The sequence below is a fragment of the Nocardia sp. NPDC003482 genome (assembly GCF_053588115.1).
The window spans coordinates 198,268-224,642 of the sequence record NZ_JBSFPI010000008.1; the positions used below are offsets into that span (position 1 = coordinate 198,268).

Genomic DNA, 26,375 nt, shown 5'->3' on the forward strand with positions numbered 1-26,375 from the left:
ACAGCCCGCACGCGGTACCGTCGTCCGACATGTGTCACGCGACAATGGTCGCGATCGACCACAACCCACGTAGCCCCCGGGGGCTCGCCGACTCTCGGAGGCCCGATGACCAGCCATGACGCCCCGCTCGGGCACCTCGAACAGACCCTGCGCGCCAGCGCTCCGCACGCGCTGCTCGACGTCGTCCGCGCCTCGCTGCGCGACGAGTTCGCGGCGAAGTCGGTGGATCTGCTGCTGGCCGACTACCGGTTGTCGATGCTGCAACCGGTCACCGAGCTGCCGCACACCGCCACCCCGCTGCCGGTCCGGACCACGACCGCAGGGCGGGCGTTCACCGCGCAGCAGGTGCTGCTCGAGCCCGGTCCGGCCGCCGAGGGTGTGGTGATCTACCTGCCGGTGGCCGTGCGCGGCGATCGGCTGGGGATTCTGCGGGTCCAGTTGCCCGCCGCCCCGACGGCCGCCGAGCATCACGCGCTCGCCGGGCTGGCCACCATGCTCGGGCACGAACTGATCGTGGCCGAACGCGACACCGATCTGTATCTCCAGGCGCGGCGGCGCGAACGGCTCAGTCTCGCCGCGGAGATGCAGTGGCAACTGCTGCCGGGGCGCGGCTGCTCCCGCGCGGAATACGCCCTGGGCGGCCAGCTCGAACCGGCCTACACGATCGGCGGGGACAACTTCGACTGGAGCACGTCGGCGGACCACCTGACGGTCACGGTCTCCAATGGCATGGGCCAGGGCATCGAGGCCGCGCTACTGACCAATCTGGCGATCAGCGCGTTGCGCAACGCGCGGCGGGCTGGGCTGGACATCGCGGATCAGGCGTCGCTCGCGGATCAGGCCGTGTACGCGCAGTACGGGGGAAGTCGGCACGTCGCGACGCTGTTGATGCGTTTCGAGGTCGCCACCGGGCGGGTGGGGGTGATCGATGCGGGCTCGCCGCGGGCGCTGCGGTTGCGCGACGGGGCGGTCGAGCTGATCGAGTTCGAGGCGCAACTGCCGTTGGGGATGTTCGACGGGACCGATTACCACGAGCAGACGTTTCAGGTGGAGCCCGGGGACCGGCTGGTGATCGTCAGCGACGGTGTGCACACCGCGCAGGCGCCGACCGGGATCGAGTACGGGATCACCAATCTCGACCTCGCGATACTCGCGTCCAGCAATCTGCCCGCCTCCGAGGCCGCGCGGGCCATCATCACCGCGTTGCTGGATTATCACGAGGGCACCGATCTGCTCGACGACGCGGTCGTGGTCTGTATCGACTGGACCAATCCTCGCCGCGAGTGAGCTGGTAGCGGTTAGTTTGCCGCCCTTGGGTTTTCGCGCTGGTTGGCGTGAAATCTGGCCTTCTTCTGGCGGTTTCCGCAGGTGTTCATGTCGCACCATTTGCGGGTGCGGCTCTGGCTGGTGTCGAAGAACGCGGCCCGGCAGGTCGGGGAGGCGCACAGGGCGAGTTTTCCGTCGCGTTCGCCCGCGATGATGGCGATGGCGTCGGCGGCGATCACGCCGAGGGCGTCGGGTACGGCGGACGAGCGGTTGAGGCGCCATCGGCGTGTGCCGTCCGGGGTGAGGACGGCGGTGGCCCGGCTTCGGGCGCTGCGATCATTGATGACTTCGAGAGCGGATTCGGGGAGGGGTTCGCGGAGCGCGGCGGCGGTCGCGGCTTCGTGAATGGATTCCCGCAATTCCCAGGCGGTTTCGAGTTGAGCGGACGTGCAGGACTCGACGGCGAGGTCGTTGATCGCCAGCCAGTCGACGAGGCGTCGGGGGGTGGGGATGCGTTCCACCGGGGTGCCGTAGCGCTCCGACAGGGTTCCCGTGAAGCTGGTCGCCAGGATATTGCCCAGGCGGAATTCCGGGAGTCTGACGCGCATAGAACCAGCTTAGCAGGTTGCCGGGATTCGGTGGCGCGTGTTAGAACCGTCTAAGACGGTTCTTGATTCGTTGGACGACGACCAGGAGTTCCCAATGCCCGCACACCATCGGAACAACGACGTCGACGTGTTCGAAGCCCACGTAACGGATCACGAACTCGATGATCTCCGTGCTCGATTGGCGGCGGCGCGGCTGCCGGAAGCCGAGACGGTCCGGGGCGCGGAGCCCGGTCCTCGCCGATGGGATCAGGGCGTTCCGCTCGCCGACCTCCGCGAGGTCGTGGAGTACTGGCGTACCGAATACGACTGGCGATCGTTAGAGGCGCGGCTCGCGCGAATCGGCCAGTACCGCACCACAATCGACGATCTGGCAATTCACTTCCTGCATCGCCGATCGCCGCGCGCGGATGCCACTCCGCTGATCATGACGCACGGCTGGCCGGGGAGCATTGCCGAATTCGTGGATGTCGTAGAGGAATTGGCGGATCCGAAAGACGCTGGCGCGCCCGCGTTCCACGTTGTCGCCCCGTCGTTGCCGGGTTTCGGCTACAGCGGCAAACCGGCGACGACCGGCTGGGGCATCGAAAAGATCGCCGCCGCATGGGTGGAACTCATGGCGCGGCTCGGCTATCACGAGTTCGTCGCGCACGGCGGCGACTGGGGAGGCGTGATCACGACGGTGCTCGGCGGCCGATTCCCGGAACAGGTCCTCGGCATCCACACCACCACCGCACAGGCCCCGCCCGGCTTGCCGACCGACGGGCTCACCCCCGCCGAGCGCGCCTGGGCGGAGGAAACCCGCGACTTCTGGCGCTACCGCGCGGCATACGCGAAACAACAGGCGACCCGCCCGCAAACCATCGGCTATGCGCTCGTCGACTCACCGGTCGGCCTGCTCGCCTGGATTCTCGACAAGTTCGCCGAGTGGTCGGACACGAACGACAGCCCCTTCGAAACCATCTCCAGGGACAGAATTCTCGACGACGTCACTTTGTACTGGCTGACCCGCTCCGGAGCATCCGCGGCCCGGATCTACTACGAAAGCCACCTCGCCCTCGACCCCGAACTCCGAGTCGACGTGCCGTCTGCCATCACCGTCTATCCGCGCGATACCGAGAAATGCCCGCAGCCGTGGGCGCGGGAGCGGTACCGGCGCATTGTTCGGTGGCGGGAGGCGGAGAGCGGGGGACATTTCCCGTCGTTGGAGGTTCCGGGGTATTTCGTGGAGGATCTACGGGAGGGCCTCGCGGCGGTGCTGGGTGCCGACAAGAGTTGAATTCGGTTGGCAGCGGCCGTGTTTCCTGACGACGTAGGGTCTTTGGGTTTGTTACCTTTCAAGTCCCCACCGTAGACGGCGGTCTGGGTCGAAGGTGCGGATCGATGTTTGGACTCGGGGGCTGTTGGGGCCGAAGCAGCGGTCGAGGGTGTCTGTGGGTTCGACGTGGTTGAGGTAGGCGCCTGCGGAGTGGGGGGTCAGGGTTTGGTTCGCGGTGTGGATCCAGGATTCGGCTTCGGTGGGGGAGTGGGGGTCTTGGACGATCCACTCCAGGGCGGCGGCGTGGGAGCGCCAGGGGAAAGCTGTTGCAGGGGAGGAGGTTTCGGTGATGGCGCCGTCGAGGGGTTCGATCAGGACGACGCCGGAGGAGCCGGTGCGGGCGCGGGCGGCGATGAGGTCGACGATGGCGTCGGCGATGGTGGGGGAGAGGGTGGGGAGGATGTCGGATCCGGCGACGCGGGTGGCGCCCGGGGCGGGTTTGTCGCGGGCGATGTCGGTGATCGCGTCGAGGTGCGGGAGGGTGCGCTGTTCTTGGGCGGTGGGGGTGGTGGTCGCGTCGATCAGTGCCGCCGTCGTTTCGGGTCCGGAGCCCGCGGGGCAGACCATCAGGATCTGGCAGTGGATGCCGTCGGCGGCGCGGAGGTCGACTCGGGCGTAGACGGCGCGGTCGGCGGTGGGTTGCCAGCGGGCCCAGCCGGTGAGGACCTGCGCCGCCTTTTCGCCCGGGAAGGTCAGGCGCACAATGTCTTTCGCCGTGGCGGGGATGGTTTGGTAGGTGAGTTCGGTGACGATGCCGCAGGCGCCGCCCGCGCCGCGGAGCGCCCAGAAGAGGTCCGGGGCCTCGGTCGCGGAGGCGCGGGCGGTGGTTCCGTCGGGCAGGACGAGGTCGGCGGCGACGAGGCGGTCGCAGGTCATGCCGTATCGGCGCGAGTCGACGCCGAGGCCGCCGCCGACGGTGAGGCCGACGAGGCCGACGCCGGGGCAGGTGCCGATCGGGAGCGCCCGGCCGGACTTCGCCAATTCCTGTTGTGCGGCAAGGGAAATGGTTCCGGCGCCGACGGTCACGAGGTCGCCGTGGACGGTGATCCGGTCGAGTCGGCGCAGATCGACGATGAGGGCGTCGTTGGTCGCGGAGGCGCCGACGAACGAGTGACCGCCCGCGCGAGCCGCTATCGGCAGGCCGTGTTCGCGCGCGAAGGCCGCGGCGGTGCGGACATCCTCCGGTGCGGCCGCTTGGACCACTCCGGCCGGGGTGTTGCCGTTGAAACGGGCGTCTACCAGCGTTTTCGCGGGACCGTATGTGGGGTCGCCGGGCAGCACGAGCGCGCCTCGCAGGCGGCCCCGCAACGCGTCCCACGCGTCCGCGTCCACGGTCGCCCCCGCCGTTGCGCGCGCGAGTGTCCCGGCCACCGCGAGTCCGCTCGCGCCCAGGATCAACCCGCGACGCGACATCGATGAAGCCATCACACTCCCTCTCGAACGAATACGACGATGAGAACGAATGAGCTTGTCGTGCAGGAGAATCCGATATGTCCGAGCGGCGTGGTGCGGGGTCATGACCCCTGACGCGTGAGTTGCTCGCAGCGAAGATAGCCGAATCGCTGGTGGAAAGCCAATGTGCGGGATTCGGAGACGATGGCCAATGGCTCGTCCGCGTGTACATGGCTAGGGGCCGACTGCGGAAATAGGCGAATGGTGCAGTGCGAGAAGGAAATTCGACGTATCGGAGGCCCGGGCCGAGTGCTCGGGCCACCGAGTGGATCTGGTTAGAGCGCGCCCTTTTCCGGGTCGCCCGCCGGTACGGCTTCGAGGATCTGGACGTCCAGCGGGGCGGCGACCAGATCTTTGAGGCTCTCGTTCATGGCCTTGATGCTGGGGGCGCCGCCGTGCGCGCCGAGAGCGGCCATGTCGCGCCACTTCTCGACGAAGACGAAGCGGTCCTTGCCCTTGTGCAGGGCGTAGCGTTCGCAGCCGTCCTCGTTGTGGACCTCGGGGATGAGGCGGGTGAGGACCTCGGCTACCTCGTCGAACTTATCGGGCTTCGGGGTAATGGTGGCAACGATCACAGGCACGGGGCGAGGGTACCAGTTGGTCTGTGCGGGTGGGTTCGGTCGCGCGTCGGTCAGGACAGGTCGGAGAAGTGGGCGTTGTTCGCCACGGCGGTGACGTGGACGCCGTCCGGGCCGGGTTGGATCGCGGTCAGGTGCGCGCCCAGCGGCAACTGCTGGAGGGGGACCGTGAAGGTGAGCCATTGGCGGAGCAGGTCGAGGGAGACCTCGGGTCCACCGGCCTCGGCCTGGATGGAGACCGGGGTGACCTCGAAGCCGGTGGGGGTGGGGGCCACGGTGACGTCCATGGTGCCGGGGACCTGGACGCCCTCGATGGTGAAGGTGCCGGTCACTCGTAAACCCTTGGGACCCTTGGTGATCGACCGGACTCCGGTCGGGGCGTATTTAACGATGACGTCGTAGGGGACCAGGGCCGTGGCGGTGGCCTTCTCGGCGACCAGGTTCGAGGTGCGTTGGTGGATCAGGTCGTTCAGGGGTGCGGTGACGTCGGTGAGGGTGATGTCGAGGTCGTGGACGGTGATGTCCTTGTCCGACCAGTCGCCCACCCGGATCCCGATTTCCCGATAGTGCCCGTCGAGGGCCTGGGTGAGGAAGGGGAAACCCGTGATGTCCACGCGCGGCTGCTGGGCCAGATGGTTCTCCTCGGCGACGCGGCGGCCGATCTCGTGCTGAGCCAGCACGACCGCCACCCGGTCACCCACGAACAACGCGATCACCACCAGGACGATCGTTGCCACTAGTCCACGCATACGCTCACCCGCTCGGCCATCCCACCATCATGCGGGTCATGGGGGTTCGGTGGGGGAGTGGGGGACCGAGGGGAAAGCGAGTGACGAGGCACACACCTTCGCGAGCGGAATAGATCCTCCCGCACCCTCGTTGACCACCTTGCCGACGTCGGGACAGCCCCGGGCCGCACCCCTTTTTGTCGTTACGTACGACCACTCGCCGAGAGGCGCTTGTTGGGCGTCGGTGTTGTCGAGCGAGCGCCGCCAGGTTCCGAGCCTGGCGGCGTTCGTCGTTTCGGGGGTCAGTCGGTGAGGAAGCGTTGGAGTTCCGCCGTGACGAATTCGGGGTTCTCCTCGACGAGCCAGTGGCCCGCGTGCGGGACATCGGTCGCGCGGACGATATTGGTCAGGCGCGGGGAGATGGTGCCGCGGATCGCGTCGAGTTGGCCCTGGGCGGTCAGGAGCAGGGTCGGGACGGGGGTGGGGGCGGCGGCGAGGGTGTCGCGGACGTCCTGGTCGAGGGCTCGGTAGAGCTCGAAACCGGCGGTGAGGGTTTGGGGGCGGGAGTAGGTGCGGGCGAACTCATCGATGTCGCCGGGGGTGAAGGGGGAGCGGTCGGAGGTGCCGCCGAACGCGGTGCCGCCGAAGGAGACCTGGGGGTAGAACAGGGTCAGGTAGTCGCGGACGTGGTCGCCGACGAGGGTTTCGGGGACTCGGCGCTGGGAGTGAAAGGCTATGTGCCAGCTCAGGTTTCGATAGGCGGCGGGGTCGATCGCGGGCCCGGGGAGCGGGAGGTCGAGGTAGCCGAGGCGGGCGGTGTCGGCGGGGAACCGGGTGGCGTACTCGTAGGCGACCGCCGCGCCGAAGTCGTGACCCACCACGCTGGCGTCGTGCACGCCGAGGCGGTCGCCGACGAGGGCGTGCACGTAACGGGCGAGGGTGGCCTTGTCGTAACCGGTCGGGGTGCCGGTGCTGTCGCCGAGGCCGGGCAGGTCGACGGCGTAGACGGTGTGGTTCTCGGCGAGGGCGGGCATGATCGGCCACCAGCCGTACCAGGTCTGCGGCCAGCCGTGCAGCAGCACGACCGGGCTGCCGTGGCCGCCGGTCACGTAGTGCATACGGACACCGTCGATTTCGGCGAACTCGTGCCGGAACGCGCGGGCGAACGCGGGATCGTCGTGGGTCGCGGCGGCGTAGGGGGCGACCGCGGTGGTCGTCGAGCAGGCCGTGCCGACCGTCGTGAGCAGGACGGCGAGGACGACGGCGGCGAGGGACCGGCGCATCGGAGACTCCTTCTGTCGGAGCGCCCAGTGTCGCCAGCGGGCTGCCGGATCGGCACACGAATTTGCCGTTCCGGCAAGCTCGGTCCGTGATGAGGCGCACATCCGTCCCTCCGGAATAGATCCCCGCCCACCCTCGTTGACCACCTTGCCGACGTCGGGACAGCCCCGGGCCGCACCCCTTTTCAGTCGTTACGTACGACCACTCGCCGAGAGGCGCTTGTTGGGCGTCGGTGTTTTCGGAGAGCGCCGCCAGGTTCGAAGCCTGGCGGCGTTCGTCATGTGCGGGGGCTATGCCTCGCGGGTATGCCAGTCGTGCCCCGCCGCAACGACTCCCGCCAGCGCCGTGCAGGCCGCGCTGGCCCACCACGCGGTGATCGGACGGCCGGTGTGGTCGACGAGCGGACCGGCGAGCATCGGGCCGAGGACCGCGCCGATATTGAAGGCCGTGGTGGCCAGGGCGCCGGCGATGTGCGGGGCGGAGGGGGAGGCGGCGGCGACGATCGTCGCGATCAGCGTCGACCCGACTCCGAACGCGAGCGCACCCGACAGGGCCGCCATCGCCAGCACACCACCCAGGGTCGCGGCGACCGCGGCCGCCAGCAGCCACACACCCGTGAGCACGATCGCGCCGCCGACGATGATCGCGCGCCGGTGCCGATCCCCGTACCGCCCGGCCAGCGTCACGCCTGCGAACGAACCGAGGCCGAACAGAGCCAGCGCGACCGGAACCCACCGCACCCCGCCCGGAAGGCCGGACGCGATCGTGCCGAGATAGGTGAAGGCCGCGAAAGTGCCCGCGTTGACCAGACATCCGGCCGCGACGGCGACACCGACGCCGCGATCACCGACCACCAGCCATTCCCGCCATCTCGGGCCGGGATCCGCCGCGTCGCCGAGCCGATCGAGCAGCGCCCACAGCGGCACGAGCACCGCGAGCCCGACGAGCGCGACCGCCCAGAACGCCGAGCGCCAGCCCTGGACCTGACCCAGCGCGGTCCCCGCCGGAACCCCGACGACACATGCCACGGTCACCCCGGCCACCACCACCGAGGTCGCGCGCCCGATCCGCTCCGGACCGACCAGCGCGGGCAGCGCCGCGAGCGCCACCGCCAGGAATCCGGCGTTCGCCACGGCCGCGATCACCCGAACCACCAGCAGGACCGCGAAACTCGTTGCGACAGCGCCGATCACGTGCGCAACGCAGAACGCCCCCAGAAAAGCCGCCGCCGACAGCCGGACCGGTACCCGGCCCGCCGCCACCGCCATCAGCGGCGCGCCCACCACCATTCCGGCGGCGAACAGCGAGGTCAGCAACCCCGCGCTGCCCAGCGAGACGCCGAGGTCCGCCGCGATCGGTCCGAGCAACCCGGACACCATGAATTCCGATGTGCCCTGCGCGAAGACCGCGACAGCGAGCACGTACACCACCTTGGGCATGACGAGAGAACTCCCGGATCGAAGTGTAGGAACGTCGTCCGGCGTTGGGAGACAGGCGAATTCACCGATCGCGAAAACCGGTGCGGCACAGGCTCACAACGCCGCCCGGCCGGTGGGCCGGGCGGCTATCCTCTGGACGCCTCCGGGGAATTCACGCTCCCAGCGTAACTTCGGCGCCTCGTGCCCCCGGTTCTGGGGGCGAAACAATCCCGGGCGGAAGGACGACTGACCTATCGTTCGTGTTTCCGAGAGGAACTTTCGATATCGAGGAGGATTCATGCAGTCATTCGCAGTGCGGGCGGCGGGCGCCCTGGCCGCGGCCGCGATCGCTCCCGTTCTGTTCGCCACCGCCGCGCACGCCGACGACGGCACCGTCTACTTCGCCGACGGGAGCATCAACTGCTCGATCACCAGCGACGGCACGGTCGGATGCGATTTCGCCTATCCGCAGCGGTTGTCGTACAAGATCAGCGAGAACGTCTACACCCCGGCCATTCCGGCGACCCAGGTCGTCATCGACATCCCCTGGCTGCCCGCCCACCCGGGCTTCGGCGGTTCGCACACTCTGCCGGGCGGCAACCCGGCGCTCAGCGATGTGAAGACCGGTGCGGGGACGTGGGGTCCGTACATCGACTACGCGGGCGCGCACTGCGAGGCGGGTTTCCACGGCAGCTTCAGCTGCTCGTCGAAGGGGCACGACTGGTGGGTCTACAGCGGTAACCTCACCGCGTCGCTCTGATCGCGGAGACGACAAAAGCCGCCGTGGTCGTCCAGTGCCACGGCGGCGTCGTTACGTTCGGGGGGCGGTAGCGCCCGCGGGCTCAGCCCAGCTTGTTGAAGGCCAGCGCGAGCGCCGACTTCTTGTTGGCGGCCTGGTTGGCGTGGATGACGCCCTTGGAGGCGGCCTTGTCCAGGTCGCGGCCCGCGGCGCGCAGGAGGTCGAGGGCCTTGTCCTTCTCGCCCGCCTCTGCGGCCTCGCGGAACTTGCGGATGGAGGTGCGCAGCGCGGACTTCACCGACTGGTTGCGCTGGCGCGCCGCCTCGTTGGTACGGATCCGCTTCATCTGGGACTTGATGTTGGCCACGCGTGTTTCCTCTGATTCCTGTCGTCAGTTGGGGTCATGCCTCGGAAGTCTGGGGGCGCACTATCCAGCGATAGCGCCGCGCCGACGATCGAGATTACCAGGGACCGGGGTCCCGGGCGAAATCGCCCTGGTCGGGGTCAGTACCAGTGATAGTCGGCGCACAGCCGATGCGCGACCAGATCGAAGGTCTTGCGCGGCAGGATCGCGCCCTCGCGGCGGATGCCCGCCTCGGGCACGTCGAGCACCCGATCCAGCCGCACCCAGCTCGGGCGGCCCTCGTAATCCCAAGGGCCCGTGCCGATTCCGATCCAGTTGCCGTCGTCGGCGCGCAACGGGTTCGACGAGAGCATGAGCCCGAGCAGGGTCTTGCGCTCGCGCCCGACCACCAGGACGGGCCGGTCCTTGCCGTTGCTCGGGTCCTCCTCGTACGGCACCCACGTCCACACGATCTCGCCCGGATCGGCGCGACCATCGAGGTGCGGGCAGTACACGACCTGCCGCGCGCGCAGATGGGTGGGCATCGGCGTCGACGCCGACGGCCGGACCGCGATCTTGCGCGGCCGCCGTCCCAACGCGCGATCCACCAGTTTGGGCGCCTGCTGCCGAACGATCCTCGGCCCCTGATCCTTGGCGATCGCCCCCAACTGCTTGCCCAGAGAGCTCCACGTGCCCGCCATGATTCGGAGCATAACGGCGGGCGGGCCCGTTCTCATCCGCGCGGCGAGCCCGGGTTCCCCGCTGCGAGGCAGTACCGGTGGACGGGGGTGTCCGAAGTTCATGGGACGATGGGCGGCAGTCCATCGAGCACCTGTGAGGGAGTGGAGTGCCCAGCTTCGCGGATACGACGTTCACCGATCCGTCCCGGATCCGGAACTTCTGCATCATCGCGCACATCGACCACGGCAAGTCGACCCTGGCCGATCGGATGCTGCAACTCACCGGGGTGGTCGAGGAGCGGCAGATGCGCGCGCAGTACCTGGACCGGATGGATATCGAGCGGGAACGCGGTATCACGATCAAGGCCCAGAACGTGCGGTTGCCGTGGGCCGTCGACGGCACCGACTACGTCATGCACCTGATCGACACCCCGGGCCACGTCGACTTCACCTACGAGGTGTCGCGGGCGCTCGAGGCGTGCGAGGGCGCGGTGCTGCTGGTCGACGCCGCGCAGGGCATCGAGGCGCAGACGCTGGCGAATCTGTATCTGGCGCTGGACAAGGACCTCACCGTCATCCCGGTGATGAACAAGATCGATCTGCCCGCCGCCGATCCGGATCGCTACGCCGCCGAACTCGCCCACATCGTGGGCTGCGAGCCGGAGGAGGTGCTGCGCGTCTCGGGCAAGACCGGGGTCGGGGTGCCCGAACTGCTCGACGCGGTCATCCGCCAGGTGCCGCCGCCGCAGGGCGCGGCCGAGGCGCCCGCGCGGGCGATGATCTTCGATTCGGTCTACGACACCTATCGCGGCGTGGTCACCTACGTGCGCGTGGTCGACGGCAAGCTCACCCCGCGGCAGAAGATCAAGATGATGTCGACCGGGGCCACCCACGAACTGCTCGAGATCGGAATCGTCTCGCCGGAGCCGAAACCCACGCAGGGGCTGGGCGTGGGCGAGGTGGGCTACCTCATCACCGGCGTGAAGGACGTGCGGCAGTCCAAGGTGGGTGACACCGTCACCACCGCGCGCGACGGGGCGACCGAACCGCTGACCGGCTATCGCGAACCGCATCCGATGGTCTACTCCGGCCTGTATCCGGTGGACGGCTCGGACTATCCGGATCTGCGCGACGCCCTGGACAAATTGCAGCTCAACGACGCCGCGCTCACCTACGACCCGGAGACCTCGGTGGCGCTGGGCTTCGGCTTCCGCTGCGGGTTCCTGGGCCTGCTGCACATGGAGATCACCCGCGAGCGGCTGCAACGCGAATTCGATCTGGACCTGATCTCCACCGCGCCCAACGTGGTCTACCGGGTGGTCATGGAGGACGGGACCGAGCACGTGGTGACCAATCCCTCGTACTGGCCCGAGGGCAAGGTGCGTCGCGTGTACGAGCCGATCGTGAAGTGCACCATCATCGCGCCCAGCGAGTTCATCGGCTCGATCATGGAACTGTGCCAGTCCCGCCGCGGCGAACTCGGCGGCATGGACTACCTGTCGGAGACCCGCGTCGAACTGCGCTACACGCTGCCGATGGCCGAGATCATCTTCGACTTCTTCGACTCGCTGAAGTCGCGCACCCGCGGCTACGCCAGCCTGGACTACGAGGAGGCCGGGGAGCAGGAGGCCGATCTGGTCAAGGTCGACATCCTGTTGCAGGGCGAGGCCGTGGACGCGTTCTCCGCGATCGTGCACAAGGATTCGGCGCAGGCGTACGGGCGCAAGATGACCGAGAAGCTCAAGGAGCTCATCCCCCGCCAGCAGTTCGAGGTGCCGATCCAGGCGGCCGTGGGGTCGAAGGTCATCGCGCGCGAGAACATTCGCGCGATCCGCAAGGACGTGCTCGCCAAGTGCTACGGCGGCGACATCAGCCGCAAGCGCAAGCTGCTCGAGAAGCAGAAGGAGGGCAAGAAGCGGATGAAGACGATCGGCCGGGTCGACGTGCCGCAGGAGGCCTTCGTCGCCGCGCTGTCCAACGAGGCGTCCGCGGACAAGGCCAAGGAGAAACGCTAGGCAACTTGTGCAGGTGACCGGTTGGGTCTGCCGGGTGATTCTGGGTCTTCTGTAACGTTTCGAGCGCTGGCAGGGTTGTACAGCGTGAAGAGTCCCAGAAACTCCTTACCTGGATGATGTGACAGGTGGGTTTTCCGGAACATATGGTGTACCTGATCTTTTTCGTATGACCCGTTCGGTCCGGATACCGAGCACCTGAGAGCGGAGCTTGTATGACGCGTGACCTGCCCTTCGACGACGACGATTCGGGCGCGGGCGATCACGCGGGGGAAACCGCGTATCGCGTCGCGAACGGCGTCGCGCGGGTGGCCCGGGCAGGCGCATACGTGACGGGTGGCGCACTCGTCGCGTCCAATGGCAGCCCGGCCCCGTCCCACGAATCGCACGACAGCAGCCACTTCGCGGGCTGGGCGATCAACGACCCGCACCCCGACGCGCCCAGCCCGGTGATGTCCTACCCGGACCCCGCGCCGAATTCGGTACCGCCGCAACTGGGTTCGCACGGGCCCACGTCCGTCGCCGCCCCGCTGCCCGCCGCGCAGCCGCTGCCGCCGCGATCGGGCGGCTTCGGCCTGCCCGAACTCGACGGCACCGTGGGTGCGGGCGCGCCGAGCATGCATCTGCCGCCCAGCGGCACCGAGAACTACGACCCGAACGCGGGCGAGGGCGTGCCGGGCATCGGCGGCCTGCCGACCCTGGACGATTCGACCGGCTCGAACGCGCCGTTCGGCCTGCCGGGTAGCGAGCACGGTTCGTCCGGGTTCGGACTGCCCAGCCTGCCCACCCATCCCGCGCACGGGTCCGCCGAATCGGGATTGCCGGGCGCGGACGGACATTCGACCGCGCTGCCGCTGAACCACGGCCTCGGGCTGCCCGGCACCAACGGCCTGTCGCTGCCCGGGATGAACGGGCTCGGCGCGGGCGGCTTCGGCCTGCCCGACGCGGCCGGACAGCCCGAGCACGCCTTCCACGGCGTCGGCGGCGGCAATCCGGGCGTATTCCTCGGCACCGAGGTGAAGGTCGACGCGCACGTCGGCCTCGACGGAATCTGGGTGACCACCGAGGCGAAGGTCGATTTCGCGGTCGGCGACGTGGGCGATCAGCTGGACGACTACTCGCACTGGCTGGGGTCGGGGGTGAATCACCTTCCCACGGGCGGTGATTCGCAGGGCCACGGTTCGACGGGATCGCATTCACAGCTGGGCGCGCAGTCCGGTCCGCAGGCCGCGACCTCCGGCGCGCCCGCGTTCGCCGCGCCCGCGGGTACGCCCGCGACGCCGGGCGCGTTCCCGCCGGTCAGCGGGGCTCCGGGGGTTCCGGTGCTCGCCGCCGCGCCCGCCGCGCCCGCGGTCGTCTCGGCTCCGGTCACGAATGTCGCTGTGCCGCAAGCGATCACGGCCCCGCCCGCGCCGCCGATGGTGCAGCCGGTGGCCGCGACGCCGTTGCAGACCGGGCCGCATGCCGCCGAGGCCGGGGCGAGTCCGATCGCGACCGTGCTGCCGACCCATGTGGCGCCCCTGGTGGCGGTGCCCGCGGTCGCGCACGCCGACACCGGATCGACGATCACGACGACGCCGGGCGGCCACGCGGGCCGCACCGCCACCGGGGAGCCGACGACCACCGGCAGGACGCCGACCTCGCCGACCGACGCCGACAAGTCGAGCACGGTCCCGCACGTCAGCGTGCCGCCCACCGTGCTCACCAAGCCGGGGGACGCGACCACCACGCGACCGGGCGACTCGACCACCGGGCACACCGGCGGAACCACCACGCGCCCCGGCGATTCCGGCACGACGCAGCCGGGCGGCAGCACCACCCACACCGGCGGCGCCACGACGCGGCCCGGCGACGCCACCGACGACGACCCGAGCGGTCCGACCGGCACCACGGGCGGCGGTTCGGATTCGACGCGAACGCCGACCACCACCCACGATTCGGACGGTGGTACGACGGGGCACGGCGCCGACCCCACCGGCACGCACGGTTCCACCCCGTCGGCGGACAACACCGCGCCGACCACCGCGAATCACGGCACGGCCCCGACCACCCAGCAACCGCAGCCGACCATCCGGCCGGACGGGGGCGAGACGGGCGGTACGGGAACCCATGTGGCCCCGGTCGATCCGCATCCAGGCGCGGTCGTGCCCACCAATCAGGTTCCGGTGAAACCGGTTTCGCACGTGGTCGACACCTACGACCACACCCCGTGGACCGGCGATCACGGCGGCCTGCTGGTGGCCTCGGGCGGTGACCTGTCCACCCAGCTGATGCCCGACACGACCTACGCCGAACTGCATCACCCGGTGCTCCACCCGGTCGCCGACCTACACATGACGCTGTGACGGGAACGACGGAACTGGACACTGGCACCGCCAAGCATCCGGACGCGATGGCGCCCCTGCTCGGGCTGCTCGACGAGCTGCTCGGGCAGACGCGCGCGTCCGGCCGCGCGGATCTGACCGCGCGCCTGGTGATGTCGCGCGCGCGGGTCGCCGATCCGCGGGTGCGGCTGGTGGTCGTGGGTGAACCCAAGAACGGGATGAGCACCCTGGTCAACGGTCTGGTCGGAATGACGGTGAGCCCCACCGAAACTCCCGTCGGCGTGCCGGTCATCGCCGAGTACGGACCCGAACCGGCCGCCACGCTGGTCCGCGCCACGGTCGCCGGGCGCACCGAACGACTGCCCATCGACCCGCACGAGCCGGGCTCGGCGCTGGCCGCCGAGGGCGTGATCCGCGCCGAGTTCGCCGCGCCCAGTCCGCTGCTGGCCGAGGGCTTCGTGGTGATGGACGCCCCCGGCGCCCCCGCCGACACCTCCACCACCTGGTCGCTGATCGCCGCCGCCGACGCCGTGCTCTACGTCTGCGAGGCCGCGGTGGAGTACGGCCCCGAGCAGATCGCGCAGCTGCAACGCATCCAGCAGGTGTGCCCGACGGTCATCTGCGTGCTCAACAAGATCGACCGGTTCCCGCACTGGGCCCAGGTGCAGCAGCGCAACCGGACCCTGCTCGACAACGCCGGACTCGGTTTCGCGGTCGCCCCGATCTCGGCCGAGATGTACCTCCAGGCCGGACACGACCGCCGCCGCGATCTGGAATCCGGTGTGCCGCAACTGATCGACCACATCCGCGACTACGTGCTGGGCCGCGCCGACTCGGTGGCCCGCGAGGCCGCGGTCCGCGATATCCGGATGATCACCGACCATCTGGCGCTGGCCCTGCGCAGCGAGGCCGAGACCCTGCGCGATCCGCGCCGCTACGGTGAGATCACCGATCGGCTGCGGATGCTGCGCGCCGAGGCCGACGATCTGCGTCAGCGTTCGGCCAACTGGCAGGTCACCCTCGCCGACGGCTGCGCCGAACTGATGGCCGATATCGAACACGACCTGCGCCACCGGCTGCGCAGCCTGATTCGCGACGCGGAGAACGAGATCTCGAAGCAGGATCCGGCCCGCAAATGGGCCGAGTTCGGCGCGGATCTGGACGCGCGGATCTGCGAGGCGGTCGAGGAGAACTTCGTCATCGCGCACTACCGTTCGGTGGAGTTGGCCGAGCAGGTGGGCAACAAGTTCGGCACCGACCGCGACGTGCCGATGCCGGATCTGCGGCTGGAGAAGCCCGGCGAGGTGCTCGAGCCGGTCGCCTCGCTGGAACCGCTGGGCAGCGCGAAAGTCGGTGTGATACAACCGGTTCTGAACGTGATGCGCGGCGGCTACGGCGGTCTGCTGATGGTCGGCGTGCTGCTGGCGAGCGTGGCGGGGCTGCCGCCGGTGAACTGGTACTCGGGTACGGCCGCGATCCTGCTCGGCGCGTACGCGCTGTGGGAGGACCGCAAGCTGCGCCGGGAGAAGCGCCAGGCCGAGGCCAAGGTGGCGGTCGCGCGGCTGATGGACGACGTGATCTTCCAGGTGGGCAAGGAATCCCGCAATCGGCTGCGCGCGGTGCAGCGGACGCTGCGCGACCACTTCACCACGCTGGCCAACCAGACGTTGCGCTCGGTCGACGAATCCCTGCGCGCGGCCGAGGAGGCCGCGGCCGTGCACTCCCCGGAGGGCCGCAACCGCCGCCTCACCGATATCGAGTCCACGCTGGTGTCGCTGCGCGACCTGCGCGAGCGGGCCGACGCGATCTGAGCTGCCCGCGCGCGGCGGGTGCGGTAAGTTACGCCGAAACCCGATTCGCGGAGGAAGTATTTTGCGTACCACACTGCTCGCCGGGCTGCCGGTCGGTCTGTTGCTCGGTTCGGCCGTCGCGTTCGCCGCCCCCGCGGCCGAGGCCGCGCCCCGGGCGCCGCTGAACTACACCTGCACCGCCAAGACATGGGACGGCCAGGATCTCGCGCCCGTCACCGTGCAGGCCCGCAACGGGGTCAACCAGGCCCGCCTGCGTGCCCGCCCGGAGTGGCGGGGGCAGGCCGACTTCGAGACCATCGCCTGCACCCCGAGCTGACTCCGTCCCGCTCTCAGTGTGCCCCGGTCGGGCTTCCCGGGGCCTAGGGCAAGGCTCCTGCTCAGGCCCGGTGGGCCGGGTGGAAGTCGCCGGAGGACACCGACTGCTCGGCCCGGATCACGTGGGTGAGGGCGTTGATCAGGGCCAGATGGGTGAACGCCTGCGGATAGTTGCCCAGGTGCCGCCCGGTCCGCGGATCGAGTTCCTCGGCGAACAGCTCCAGCGGGCTGGCGTAGCCGAGCAGCCGCTCGCACAGCCGCCGGGCGCGGGAGACCTCGCCGATCTCGACGAGTGCGGACACCAGCCAGAACGAGCAGATCGTGAAAGTGCCCTCCGCGCCGGACAATCCGTCGTCGGTGGTCTCGGTGCGGTAGCGCAGCACCAGGCCGTGATCGGTGAGCTCGTCGGCGATGGCCAGCACGGTGTCGCGCACCCGGGCGTCGGTCGCGGGCAGGAAGCGGACCAGCGGGATCAGCAGCAGCGACGCGTCGAGGGTGTCGCCGCCGTAGGTCTGGGTGAACACGCCCTTGTCGTTGACGCCGTGCTCGAGGACGTCGGCGTGGATCTCCTCGGCGATGTCGGACCACTTCTTGGCGAAGTCGAGTTCGCCGTGCATCTCGGCCAGTTTCGCGCCGCGATCCAGCGCCACCCAGCAGAAGATCTTCGACGAGGTGAAGTGCTGGGGTTCCCCGCGCACCTCCCAGATGCCGCGATCGGGTTCGCGCCAGTTGTCGATCGCGCCCTGCACGGCCTGTTCGAGCATGGGCCACAACGTCTCCGGGACCTGCTGCCGCGACTTCACGTGCAGGTACACCGAATCCAGCAGCACGCCCCAGACGTCGTGCTGCTGCTGGTTGTAGGCGCCGTTGCCGATGCGCACCGGGCGCGCGCCGTCGTAGCCGTAGAGGTGGTTCAGCTCGGCCTCGGTGATCTCGCGTTCGCCGCCGACGCCGTAGAGCACCTGCAACGGCAGCGGATCGCCGTCGCCGTCGGTGGCGACGTCGTGCAGGAACGCGAAGAAGTCGTCGGCCTCGCGGTTCATCCCGAGCGTGTACAGCCCCCACAGCGCGAAACTGGAATCGCGCACCCAGGAGTAGCGGTAGTCCCAGTTGCGTTCGCCCCCAGGGGTTTCCGGCAGTGAGGTGGTCGCCGCCGCGAGCAGCGCCCCGGTCGGCGCGTAGGTCAGGCCCTTGAGGGTGAGGGCGCTGCGCTGGAGGTACCCGCGCCAGGGATGGTCCGGGAACTTGCCGAGCGTGATCCACTGCCGCCAACATTCGGTGGTCTGCCACATCTTCTGCGCGGCCTCGGCGAAATTGCGCGGCGGCGGCAGCACCGACCACGACAGCGCCACGAACACCTCGTCGCCCTCGCGCATCCGGCTGCGGGCGCGCGCCTCCCGGCCCTCGAGGCCGAGCCGCAGATCGGTGGTGAGAATCAGGTTGTCGCACGGCAATTCGCCCTCGCAGCGCGCGGTGGCCTGCTCGTAGACCTCGCCGGTGTACTCCCAGGTGGCCGCGGCGCGGTGATAGTCGAAGGCGGGTTCGCAGCTGACCTCGAGTTCGACCACGCCGCTCACGCACTTCACCGTCCGCAACAGCAGATGTTCGGCGTCCCAGTCCATCGGGGTGCGGCGGTAGGTGCGGCTGCGCTTGTCGTTGTTGTGCCACGGGCCCAGCACCAGCGCGTCGCGCACGATCAGCCAGCCGGTATCGGTCTGCCAGGTGGTCTCGAGGATCATGCCGCCGGGCAGGTAGCGCCGCGCGGCGGGCACGTTCACCCCGTAGGGCCCGACCCGGAAGTGGCCCGCGCTGCGATCGAGCATCGCGGCGAACACACTGGGGGAGTCGGGGCGCGGCAGGCACATCCACTCCACCGCGCCGTTGCGGGCGATGAGGCAGTTGACCTCGCAGTCGGACAGGAAGGCGTAGTCATCGATGGGCGGGAAGATGGATTTGTGGGTGGTGCCCAGATGCGCCGGGACGAAGCCGCCCGCGAGATCGATGTCGGGGATGTCGGCGAGCGCGTCGCGGCGCACCGGGATGATCTCCGCGTCGAGGTCGGGGTCGAGGGGTTCGTCGCTGATCGGTTCATCGAAGGACGCCATGTCCCAATCATGGGTGCCTCGGGCGAGCGCGTCCACAGCGACCGGGCCGGTTCCCCCGAGCGCCGCGGCTACTAGGCTGGGGGCGTGCAACACATCGCTGGGTGGTGGGACGGCTTCGAACTGTGGGTCGCCGGGCTGCCGTTCGTGCCGCAGTTCGCCGTGGTCCTGGTCGGGATGGTCCCGGTGAGCTTCGCCCTCGCGTATCTGCTCGATCGCGGGCTGCGCGTGGCGCTGCGGGCCCTCGGGCGCGACCGGGCCGTCGTCGCCGAACCCCGTCCGGACGCGCCGCGGCCGGTGCGTCGGGAAAAGGAGCCGGTCTGATGCCGCGCTCGCGGGTGCAGCTCGCGCTGATCGCCCTGCTCGTACTCGTCGTCGTGGCCTGGTTGCTCACCCGCTGACCGCCCGAACGCCGCCCTTCGGCGCACGGGCCACCCCCGATGTCGCCCCGGTTCGGTACTGTGCACCCCATGCCAACCGATGAGGATTTCGCGGGACTCGAACAGCTGCTGGAGTCCGACGAACTCGAAGAGAGCCCTCGCCTGATCGCCACCCACTACGCCTCTCCGGAGGAGGCGATCGAGATGGTCCGGGCCGCCCAGCTGCTCGGCCTCGGGGTGCGCCTGCACAACCGGCTGCGGGTGGACGAGGACGGGGAGGACGGCGAGGAGACCGCCTCGGAGGAGTGGATCCTCGATTTGCTGGAGAGTCCGCCCGAGGTCGACGAGGACTAGACCGCCCCGGTTCATCAGCACCCTCGACGAGGCCCCCGGCATGCCGCGGGGCCTCCTGTCGCTTCCCCCGGGAGGGCGCCCCCGGATCCGCTTCACCTCCGTCGTTTCCATTCGGGTGATTCGCGAGGTTCGTGCCCGCTCTGTTAAGGTTTGCCCGTGTCATCGAGCGTTGTGCCGCAGGTCCGCCACGAATTGGCGTTGATCGCGGTGCGTTGTCTCGTGGTCGCCGATATCTACTGTCGCTGAATTCGCACCGGGTTCGGCTGCGCGTAACTCCCGTTAGAATTGGCGCGCACTTTCGCAGACCGAACCCGTTCCCGCGGCGTCAGCCGTAGCCGCGCCACTGCCGCACGACCCGTGCGGCGGATCCTCTCGGCATCCCCAACGTTCCGCCACGACTCTCGTATCCGTGCTGGCGGGCAGCAGGAAAGGTTCACCCGATGTCTCGCAGTTCCCGGCTCTTCTCGCGTCGACGTACCGCCGCCGTCGCGCTCACCGCGCTGGCGGCCGTCGCCCTGACCGCCTGCGGTGGCGGAGCCAGCGACACCTCCGGCGGCAACGGGGGCGGCAGCAGCAGCTCGCTGACGCTGTTCGCCTACTCGGTCGCCAAGCCCGGTTTCGACAAGGTCATCCCCGAGTTCAACAAGACCGAGGGCGGCAAGGGCGTCGGCGTGCAGGCGAGCTACGGCGCGTCGGGTGACCAGTCCCGCAAGGTCAAGGACGGGGCCGAGGCCGATGTGGTGAACTTCTCCGTCGAGCCCGACATCACCCGGCTGGTCGACTCCGGTCAGGTCGACGCGAGCTGGAATGCCGACGCGCACAAGGGAATTCCGTTCGGTTCGGTGGTCGTGATCGCGGTCCGCAAGGGCAACCCCAAGGGCATCAAGGACTGGGACGATCTGCTCAAGCCGGGCGTCGAGGTGGTCACCCCCAACCCGTTCAGCTCCGGTTCGGCCAAGTGGAACCTGCTCGCCCCGTACGCGGCCAAGAGCGAGGGCGGCAAGAACCCGCAGGCGGGCCTGGACTACCTGAGCCAGCTCATCTCCAAGGATCACATCAAGGTGCAGCCCAAGTCGGGCCGCGAGGCGACCGACACCTTCCTCCAGGGCACCGGTGACGTGCTGCTCAGCTACGAGAACGAGGCGCTGTTCTCCGAGCGCAACGGCGACCCGATCGAGCACGTGCTGCCGCCGACCACCTTCAAGATCGAGAACCCGGTCGCGGTGCTGAAGAACTCCAAGAACCTCGACAAGGCCGTGAAGTTCAAGGACTTCCTGTTCACCGAGGCTGGCCAGAAGGCGTTCGCGCAGGCCGATTTCCGGCCCGTCGACCCGAAGGTCACCAGCGAGTTCGCCAAGGACTTCCCGACGCCGGGCAAGGTGTGGACCATCGCCGACCTGGGCGGGTGGAAGCAGGTCGACAAGGACCTGTTCACCCCCAACACGGGCAGTGTCGCGGTGATCTACGACAAGGCCACCAAGTAGCGCAGGGACCACTCGGGAATACTCGACGATCGTGACCGACAGCAGTATCGGACAACGACCACGCCGCTCCTGGCTGCGGATGACCGGTTCGGTCGGGCCGCTCGGCATCGCCACCGCGGTGTTGTGGCTCAGCCTGATCGTGTTGCTCCCGCTGGCCGCGCTGACCTTCCACTCCTTCGACGAGGGCTGGTCGGGGTTCTGGGACGCCGTCACCGCACCCGCCGCGCTGGACGCGCTGCGGGTGACGGTGCTCGTCTCGGTGGTGGTGGCCCTGGTCAACGTCGTGATGGGCACCCTGGTCGCCTGGGTGCTCGTGCGCGACGAGTTCCCGGGCAAGGGCGTCGTCAACGCGCTGATCGACCTGCCCTTCGCGCTGCCCACGATCGTCGCCAGCATCGTGCTGCTGTCGCTCTACGGCCCGGAGAGCCCGGTGGGTGTGCACTTCAACGCCACCCAGCCGGGCCTGGTGGTGGCGCTGACCTTCGTCACGCTGCCGTTCGTGGTCCGCTCGGTGCAGCCGGTGCTGATCGAGACCGACAAGGAGGTGGAGCAGGCCGCGGCCTCGCTGGGCGCGGACAACCTCACCACCTTCCGCAAGATCGTGCTGCCCACGCTCGCCCCGGCGATCATCTCCGGCGGCGGCCTCGCCTTCGCCCGGGCCATCGGCGAATACGGTTCGGTCGTGCTCATCGGCGGCAACATCCCCCGCCACACCCAGGTGGCCTCGCAGTACATCCAGCAGCAGATCGAGGTGGACCGGCCGATGAACGCCGCGGCGGTGTCGGTGGCGCTGCTGGTGATCTCCTTCGCCACCCTGCTGGTGCTGCGGGTCGTCGCCGACCGGACGGCACGCAAGGAGCAGTCGACGCGATGAAACTGTCCACCCCGACCCGGCTCTCGCTGCGCGTGCTCGCGCTGGCGTACCTGTTCGTGCTGCTGGTGGCGCCGCTGATCATCATCCTGTGGCGCAGCTTCGAACGCGGCCTCGGCGCGTTCTTCGAATCCATCACCACCCCGGCCGCCATCTCCGCGTTCGATCTGTCGCTGCTGATCGTGGCGATCGTGGTCCCGCTCAACGTGGTGTTCGGCGTGATCACCGCGATCGCGCTGGTGCGCGGAAACTTCCCGGGCCGCACGCTGATTCAGGGCGTGGTGGATCTGCCGTTCGCGGTTTCGCCTGTGGTGGTGGGTGTTTCGCTGATCATGCTGTGGGGTGTGCACGGCTGGTTCGGCGGTGTGGAGAACCTCGGCTTCAAGGTGATCTTCGGGCTGCCGGGCATGGTGCTGGCCACCATCTTCGTGACGCTGCCGTTCGTGGTCAGCGAGGTCGTGCCGGTGCTGCACGAGATCGGCGACGATCAGGAACAGGCCGCGGCCACCCTGGGCGCGACGCGCTGGCAGACGTTCTGGCGGATCACCCTGCCCGCCATCCGCTGGGGCCTGACCTACGGCATCGTGCTCACCGTCGCGCGCGCCCTCGGCGAATTCGGCGGCGTGATCATGGTGTCCTCGGCGCTGCCCGGCATCTCGCAGACGCTGACGCTGCTGGTGCACGGCCGATACATCAACGACCACAACACCTTCGGCGCGTACTGCGCGGCGACCCTGCTGATGGGCCTGGCGCTCGTCACCCTGATCCTGATGACCCTCCTCGAACGCAAGCGGGGCACTGCGAAATGATCACCGTCACCAACGCGAACAAACGCTACGGTTCGTTCGCCGCCCTCGACGACGTGAGTCTCGAGATCCCCTCCGGCGAGCTGACCGCGCTGCTCGGCCCGTCCGGTTCGGGCAAGTCGACGCTGCTGCGCTCGATCGCCGGACTGGAATCGCTGGATTCGGGCCTGGTGGTCATCGCCGACCGGGACGTGACCCGGGTGCCGCCGCAGAAGCGCGACATCGGGTTCGTGTTCCAGCACTACGCGGCGTTCAAGCACATGACCGTGCGCGACAACGTGGCCTTCGGCCTGAAGATCCGCAAGCGGCCCAAGCGCGAGATCACCCGGCGCGTGGACGAATTGCTGGGCATCGTCGGCCTCGACGGCTTCCAGCACCGCTACCCCTCGCAGCTGTCGGGCGGGCAGCGTCAGCGCATGGCCCTGGCCCGCGCGCTGGCCGTGGACCCGCAGGTGCTGCTGCTCGACGAGCCGTTCGGCGCGCTCGACGCGAAGGTGCGCCACGATCTGCGCACCTGGCTGCGGCGGCTGCACGAGGAGGTGCACGTCACCACCGTGCTGGTCACCCACGATCAGGAGGAGGCGCTCGACGTCGCCGACCGGATCGCGGTGATGAACAAGGGGCGCATCGAACAGGTCGGCACGCCCGAGGACGTGTACGACCGTCCCGCAAACGATTTCGTGATGTCGTTCCTCGGCGCGGTCGCCAAGCTGAACGGACATCTGGTGCGCCCGCACGACATCCGCATCGGCCGCGATCCGAGCATGGCGCTGGCCGAACACGAGGGCACCGCCGAATCCGCCGGCGTCACCCGGGCGACGGTCGAGCGCGTCGTGCACCTCGGCTTCGAGGTGCGCCTGGAACTGCGCAACGCCGCCACCGGCGACCTGTTCACCGCCCAGGTGACCCGCGGCGACGCGGAAGCCTTGCGGCTCAACGACGGTGAGACCGTCTACGCCCGCGCCACCCGAATCCCGGACCTGCCCAGCGCCTGACACCCGCCCGGACAACCCCGTGTCCTCTGCTTGGCAAACCCCCAGCAAGGTGATTGCCTTGATACGGGTCACGGTTCGGTAAACGGCTTCTCGACGCGATCGCCTGCTACGGGTCACTTCGGGTAGACCGCTTCTCGGCGTGATCGGCTCCATACGGTCATTGCGGGCAAACGGCTCTCGAACGAGGTGGGTGTGATGACGGTTGGGCTCGGCGTGAGTATCGGCACGGTCAACACGGTCTGCGCCGTGACGGGCGGCGGTCGCGCCGAACGGAAGTCGCGCGGCGGCCCACCGCACACCTGGCGCACCACGCTCACCTTCGACAGCACCGGCGCCGCGCGGGTCGGGCGCATCCCGCGCCACGGCCGGGCCATCACCGAATTCGCCGATCTCACCGAGGGTTCGGCGGTCTCGGCCCGGGTGGGGCATCGCGCGCTGTCGGCCGCGGATCTGGTGGCCACCGTCGCCGACAGCGTCATCGCCACCGCGCTGGGCGCGAAAGGCGATGCGGGCGTGGGCATTACGATCACCCATCCGATCCACTACCCGCCCGAGCGGGTGGCCGACCTGCGCGCCGCGCTCGACGCGGCCGGACTGGACCGGGCCGCGCTGGTCGCCGAACCCGTCGCGGCCGCGGCCTGGCTCGAACACCGGCACGGACCGCTCATGCCGGGCCTGGCGCTGGTCTACGACCTCGGCGGGTCCGGGTTGACCGTCACCCTGGTACGGGTCGGCGCGGGCCGCCCGGACGATCCGATCGTCGGAGAGCCGTTGCGCTCCAAGGCATTCGGCGGCCGGGCGTTCGGCGACCTGATGGCCCGGCGGGCGCGCTGGCACGCCACCGACGCACCCACCCTGGTCGGGGTGCTGTCCGATACCACCATCACCGAACTGCGCGCCGCGCACATTCGTCGATCCCTGGGGTTGGTCTACGAATGTCTGCGCGTCGCCGACGTCACGATGGCCGACGTCGATCGGGTGCTGGTGGTGGGCGGGGCCGCGCGCCCGCCGGAGGTGGCCGGGGCGCTGGCGGACGCCCTGGCCCGTCCGGTCTTCGTCGCCGCCGATCCGGAGCGGACCATCGCCGAGGGCGCGGCGCTCCTGGCGTCCCGCGCGGCCGCCCCGCCGGACGCGGTCGCCGAACGCCGGGCCGCCCGCGCGGGCTTGCGGCGCCGATTCGCCCGCGCCGCGGTGACCGCCGCCGTCGCGGCCGGGGGAGCGCTGTTCGCGGCGACCGCGGTGGCCAGCGACGGGGCCGCCGCCGCGCTCATCGACGCGAACGGGATGTGCTTCGTCCAACCCGCGCCCTGACGCCGTTGTTATCTGTGACACACCCATAGCGGACCTACTCGCGGGTACCCCCAGTTCGGGTGTACGTCTGTGCACCGAACCTCGAAATCGGGCGCTCACCCTCCGATCGGCTAGTTGACGTGACTCGGTGTTGGTGTAACCATGGGACACAGTTACTAGTGCGAGATGGAGAGGCTGTGACGACGATGTCCGTTGCCGCGACGCCCAACGACCCCGTGGTCGCCCAGGCTCAGGAGTACGCCCAGAAGTTGATGCTGCTCTCGGAGGGCTCGGTCAACAAGCACTTCGATCCGTTCGACGACATCGACTGGGACAACCCCGATTTCGCGCCCGACGCCGGTGAGGAGCGGTGGGTGCTGCCCGTCTCCGGTGACGCCCTCGGCCGCCACCCCTGGTACCAGGCCCTGCCGCTGGAGCGGAAGATCGCCATCGGCAAGTACCGCCAGGCCAATGTCGCCAAGGTCGGCCTCCAGTTCGAGTCCATCCTCATCAGCGGCATGGTGACGCACAACTTCGGCCTGCCCAACGGCTCGCCCGAGTTCCGGTACTGCTCCCACGAGATGATCGAGGAGCACAACCACACCCTGATGTTCCAGGAGATGGTCAACCGGATCGGCATCGACGTGCCCGGGATGGGCCCGCTGGTCAGCAAGTTCAAGTACATCGGCGCGCCCGTGGCCGCGCTGTTCCCGAACCTGTTCTTCATGGCCGTGCTCGCCGGCGAGGAGCCGATCGACCACATCCAGAAGGCGATCCTGCGCTCGGGCGAAGAGGTGCATCCGATCATGCGCGGCGTCATGTCCATTCACGTGGCCGAGGAGGCGCGGCACATCTCGTTCGCGCACGAGTTCCTCAAGAACCACGTGCCGGAGACCAACGCCGCCAACAAGTTCGTGCTCTCGCTGCTGATGCCGGTCGTGATGTGGATCCTCGGCCGCTCGATCTACACCCCGCCGCGGTCGTTCTGGCGCGAGTTCGACATTCCGGACTACGTGCGCAAGGAGCTGTTCTACGGCACCAAGGAGGCCAAGCAGGACTTCGCCGACTTCTTCGGCGACGTGCGCACGCTGGCCAAGGAGATCGGCCTGATGAACCCGATTGCCCGCGGTGTGTGGAAGCTGCTGAAGATCGACGGCCACACCACCCGCTACCGCTCGGAGCCGCTGCGCGCCGTGCGGGCGCACTGAACGACGGCGGTCATC

Annotated in this window: 25 protein-coding genes; 16 read left to right on the forward strand and 9 right to left on the reverse strand. The window is 69.1% G+C overall.

The genetic code is table 11. The annotated features are described in order from the left end of the window. Positions 1-105: 105 nt before the first annotated feature. Complete coding sequence (locus tag ACWDSJ_RS14955) at positions 106-1,287, forward strand: PP2C family protein-serine/threonine phosphatase (protein ID WP_450032328.1); 1,182 nt, start codon at positions 106-108, stop codon at positions 1,285-1,287. 11 nt (positions 1,288-1,298) lie between these two features. Here ACWDSJ_RS14955 and ACWDSJ_RS14960 read toward each other — a convergent pair whose 3' ends face one another. Further along, positions 1,299-1,874: a CGNR zinc finger domain-containing protein gene (locus ACWDSJ_RS14960; RefSeq protein ID WP_450032330.1), complete on the reverse strand. Its 576-nt coding sequence runs from the start codon at positions 1,872-1,874 to the stop codon at positions 1,299-1,301. 94 nt (positions 1,875-1,968) lie between these two features. Between ACWDSJ_RS14960 and ACWDSJ_RS14965 the strand changes: the two genes are divergently transcribed. Then, complete coding sequence (locus ACWDSJ_RS14965) at positions 1,969-3,150, forward strand: epoxide hydrolase family protein (RefSeq protein ID WP_450032332.1); 1,182 nt, start codon at positions 1,969-1,971, stop codon at positions 3,148-3,150. A 51-nt stretch (positions 3,151-3,201) separates the two neighbouring features. On the opposite strand, the gene ACWDSJ_RS14970 is transcribed toward ACWDSJ_RS14965, so the two are convergent. The 5 genes from ACWDSJ_RS14970 to ACWDSJ_RS14990 all read right to left on the reverse strand — a co-directional run bounded on the left by ACWDSJ_RS14970 (position 3,202) and on the right by ACWDSJ_RS14990 (position 8,667). Further along, positions 3,202-4,614, reverse strand: coding sequence for an FAD-binding oxidoreductase (locus ACWDSJ_RS14970; protein WP_450032334.1), 1,413 nt, complete (start codon positions 4,612-4,614; stop codon positions 3,202-3,204). 302 nt (positions 4,615-4,916) lie between these two features. After that, positions 4,917-5,222, reverse strand: a complete 306-nt coding sequence (locus ACWDSJ_RS14975; RefSeq protein ID WP_450032336.1) for a putative quinol monooxygenase — start codon at positions 5,220-5,222, stop codon at positions 4,917-4,919. 50 nt (positions 5,223-5,272) lie between these two features. Next, a complete protein-coding gene (locus ACWDSJ_RS14980) occupies positions 5,273-5,956 on the reverse strand; it encodes an LmeA family phospholipid-binding protein (protein WP_450032338.1) in 684 nt (227 codons plus the stop codon). Positions 5,957-6,249: 293 nt separating this feature from the next. Then, entirely contained in the window at positions 6,250-7,230 is a 981-nt protein-coding gene (locus tag ACWDSJ_RS14985) for an alpha/beta fold hydrolase (RefSeq protein ID WP_450032340.1), read from the reverse strand. A gap of 288 nt (positions 7,231-7,518) precedes the next feature. After that, entirely contained in the window at positions 7,519-8,667 is a 1,149-nt protein-coding gene (locus tag ACWDSJ_RS14990) for a Cmx/CmrA family chloramphenicol efflux MFS transporter (protein WP_450032342.1), read from the reverse strand. 277 nt (positions 8,668-8,944) lie between these two features. On the opposite strand from ACWDSJ_RS14990, the gene ACWDSJ_RS14995 reads away from it, so the two are divergent. Continuing rightward, complete coding sequence (locus tag ACWDSJ_RS14995) at positions 8,945-9,406, forward strand: hypothetical protein (RefSeq protein WP_387368787.1); 462 nt, start codon at positions 8,945-8,947, stop codon at positions 9,404-9,406. An 82-nt stretch (positions 9,407-9,488) separates the two neighbouring features. Here ACWDSJ_RS14995 and rpsT read toward each other — a convergent pair whose 3' ends face one another. Then, positions 9,489-9,752, reverse strand: a complete 264-nt coding sequence (gene rpsT / locus ACWDSJ_RS15000) for a 30S ribosomal protein S20 (RefSeq protein ID WP_450032344.1) — start codon at positions 9,750-9,752, stop codon at positions 9,489-9,491. A gap of 137 nt (positions 9,753-9,889) precedes the next feature. After that, a complete protein-coding gene (locus ACWDSJ_RS15005; protein ID WP_387368791.1) occupies positions 9,890-10,429 on the reverse strand; it encodes a type II toxin-antitoxin system PemK/MazF family toxin in 540 nt (179 codons plus the stop codon). A gap of 146 nt (positions 10,430-10,575) precedes the next feature. On the opposite strand from ACWDSJ_RS15005, the gene lepA reads away from it, so the two are divergent. The 4 genes from lepA to ACWDSJ_RS15025 all read left to right on the forward strand — a co-directional run bounded on the left by lepA (position 10,576) and on the right by ACWDSJ_RS15025 (position 16,871). After that, positions 10,576-12,423 (forward strand): translation elongation factor 4, encoded by a 1,848-nt coding sequence (gene lepA / locus ACWDSJ_RS15010; protein WP_450032347.1) that lies wholly within the window; start codon positions 10,576-10,578, stop codon positions 12,421-12,423. 212 nt (positions 12,424-12,635) lie between these two features. Next, positions 12,636-14,765 carry a hypothetical protein gene (locus tag ACWDSJ_RS15015; RefSeq protein WP_450032349.1) on the forward strand — a complete coding sequence of 710 codons (2,130 nt, stop codon included), beginning with the start codon at positions 12,636-12,638 and terminating at the stop codon, positions 14,763-14,765. Beyond that, complete coding sequence (locus ACWDSJ_RS15020; protein WP_387368797.1) at positions 14,762-16,555, forward strand: P-loop NTPase family protein; 1,794 nt, start codon at positions 14,762-14,764, stop codon at positions 16,553-16,555. Before ACWDSJ_RS15015 ends, ACWDSJ_RS15020 begins: the two co-directional genes overlap by 4 nt. Positions 16,556-16,616: 61 nt before the next feature. Next, the gene (locus ACWDSJ_RS15025) at positions 16,617-16,871 is read left to right on the forward strand and encodes a hypothetical protein (protein WP_450032351.1); all 255 of its coding nucleotides are present in this window, start codon (positions 16,617-16,619) and stop codon (positions 16,869-16,871) included. 61 nt (positions 16,872-16,932) lie between these two features. Here the strand turns inward: ACWDSJ_RS15025 and ACWDSJ_RS15030 are convergent, their stop codons facing one another. Continuing rightward, the gene (locus ACWDSJ_RS15030) at positions 16,933-18,975 is read right to left on the reverse strand and encodes a glycoside hydrolase family 15 protein (protein ID WP_450032353.1); all 2,043 of its coding nucleotides are present in this window, start codon (positions 18,973-18,975) and stop codon (positions 16,933-16,935) included. Between the two features lie 84 nt (positions 18,976-19,059). Here ACWDSJ_RS15030 and ACWDSJ_RS15035 point away from each other — a divergent pair, with 84 nt between their 5' ends. The 9 genes from ACWDSJ_RS15035 to ACWDSJ_RS15075 all read left to right on the forward strand — a co-directional run bounded on the left by ACWDSJ_RS15035 (position 19,060) and on the right by ACWDSJ_RS15075 (position 26,360). Next, positions 19,060-19,296 (forward strand): hypothetical protein, encoded by a 237-nt coding sequence (locus ACWDSJ_RS15035; RefSeq protein WP_387368803.1) that lies wholly within the window; start codon positions 19,060-19,062, stop codon positions 19,294-19,296. A gap of 146 nt (positions 19,297-19,442) precedes the next feature. Further along, positions 19,443-19,706 (forward strand): hypothetical protein, encoded by a 264-nt coding sequence (locus tag ACWDSJ_RS15040; RefSeq protein ID WP_387368805.1) that lies wholly within the window; start codon positions 19,443-19,445, stop codon positions 19,704-19,706. 156 nt (positions 19,707-19,862) lie between these two features. Beyond that, entirely contained in the window at positions 19,863-19,952 is a 90-nt protein-coding gene (locus tag ACWDSJ_RS15045) for an Ms4533A family Cys-rich leader peptide (protein WP_342773471.1), read from the forward strand. 194 nt (positions 19,953-20,146) lie between these two features. Continuing rightward, positions 20,147-21,190 (forward strand): sulfate ABC transporter substrate-binding protein, encoded by a 1,044-nt coding sequence (locus ACWDSJ_RS15050; protein ID WP_450032354.1) that lies wholly within the window; start codon positions 20,147-20,149, stop codon positions 21,188-21,190. 79 nt (positions 21,191-21,269) lie between these two features. Further along, positions 21,270-22,064 (forward strand): sulfate ABC transporter permease subunit CysT, encoded by a 795-nt coding sequence (gene cysT / locus ACWDSJ_RS15055; protein ID WP_450032507.1) that lies wholly within the window; start codon positions 21,270-21,272, stop codon positions 22,062-22,064. Further along, entirely contained in the window at positions 22,061-22,870 is an 810-nt protein-coding gene (gene cysW / locus ACWDSJ_RS15060) for a sulfate ABC transporter permease subunit CysW (protein ID WP_387368809.1), read from the forward strand. Before cysT ends, cysW begins: the two co-directional genes overlap by 4 nt. Further along, entirely contained in the window at positions 22,867-23,862 is a 996-nt protein-coding gene (locus ACWDSJ_RS15065) for a sulfate/molybdate ABC transporter ATP-binding protein (protein WP_387368811.1), read from the forward strand. Before cysW ends, ACWDSJ_RS15065 begins: the two co-directional genes overlap by 4 nt. A 195-nt stretch (positions 23,863-24,057) precedes the next feature. Then, complete coding sequence (locus tag ACWDSJ_RS15070; protein ID WP_450032357.1) at positions 24,058-25,173, forward strand: Hsp70 family protein; 1,116 nt, start codon at positions 24,058-24,060, stop codon at positions 25,171-25,173. Between the two features lie 185 nt (positions 25,174-25,358). Beyond that, complete coding sequence (locus tag ACWDSJ_RS15075; RefSeq protein ID WP_387369020.1) at positions 25,359-26,360, forward strand: AurF N-oxygenase family protein; 1,002 nt, start codon at positions 25,359-25,361, stop codon at positions 26,358-26,360. Positions 26,361-26,375: the final 15 nt, after the last annotated feature.

Bases quoted from the DNA above. Each gene is read 5' to 3' on its own strand.
- ACWDSJ_RS14955 (WP_450032328.1), top strand. From the start codon at position 106: ATGACCAGCCATGACGCCCCGCTCGGGCACCTCGAACAGACCCTGCGC.
- ACWDSJ_RS14960 (WP_450032330.1), bottom strand. From the start codon at position 1,874: ATGCGCGTCAGACTCCCGGAATTCCGCCTGGGCAATATCCTGGCGACC.
- ACWDSJ_RS14965 (WP_450032332.1), top strand. From the start codon at position 1,969: ATGCCCGCACACCATCGGAACAACGACGTCGACGTGTTCGAAGCCCAC.
- ACWDSJ_RS14970 (WP_450032334.1), bottom strand. From the start codon at position 4,614: ATGGCTTCATCGATGTCGCGTCGCGGGTTGATCCTGGGCGCGAGCGGA.
- ACWDSJ_RS14985 (WP_450032340.1), bottom strand. From the start codon at position 7,230: ATGCGCCGGTCCCTCGCCGCCGTCGTCCTCGCCGTCCTGCTCACGACG.
- ACWDSJ_RS14990 (WP_450032342.1), bottom strand. From the start codon at position 8,667: ATGCCCAAGGTGGTGTACGTGCTCGCTGTCGCGGTCTTCGCGCAGGGC.
- ACWDSJ_RS14995 (WP_387368787.1), top strand. From the start codon at position 8,945: ATGCAGTCATTCGCAGTGCGGGCGGCGGGCGCCCTGGCCGCGGCCGCG.
- ACWDSJ_RS15005 (WP_387368791.1), bottom strand. From the start codon at position 10,429: ATGGCGGGCACGTGGAGCTCTCTGGGCAAGCAGTTGGGGGCGATCGCC.
- ACWDSJ_RS15015 (WP_450032349.1), top strand. From the start codon at position 12,636: ATGACGCGTGACCTGCCCTTCGACGACGACGATTCGGGCGCGGGCGAT.
- ACWDSJ_RS15030 (WP_450032353.1), bottom strand. From the start codon at position 18,975: ATGGCGTCCTTCGATGAACCGATCAGCGACGAACCCCTCGACCCCGAC.
- ACWDSJ_RS15040 (WP_387368805.1), top strand. From the start codon at position 19,443: ATGCCAACCGATGAGGATTTCGCGGGACTCGAACAGCTGCTGGAGTCC.
- ACWDSJ_RS15050 (WP_450032354.1), top strand. From the start codon at position 20,147: ATGTCTCGCAGTTCCCGGCTCTTCTCGCGTCGACGTACCGCCGCCGTC.
- cysT (WP_450032507.1), top strand. From the start codon at position 21,270: ATGACCGGTTCGGTCGGGCCGCTCGGCATCGCCACCGCGGTGTTGTGG.
- cysW (WP_387368809.1), top strand. From the start codon at position 22,061: ATGAAACTGTCCACCCCGACCCGGCTCTCGCTGCGCGTGCTCGCGCTG.
- ACWDSJ_RS15065 (WP_387368811.1), top strand. From the start codon at position 22,867: ATGATCACCGTCACCAACGCGAACAAACGCTACGGTTCGTTCGCCGCC.
- ACWDSJ_RS15070 (WP_450032357.1), top strand. From the start codon at position 24,058: ATGACGGTTGGGCTCGGCGTGAGTATCGGCACGGTCAACACGGTCTGC.
- ACWDSJ_RS15075 (WP_387369020.1), top strand. From the start codon at position 25,359: ATGTCCGTTGCCGCGACGCCCAACGACCCCGTGGTCGCCCAGGCTCAG.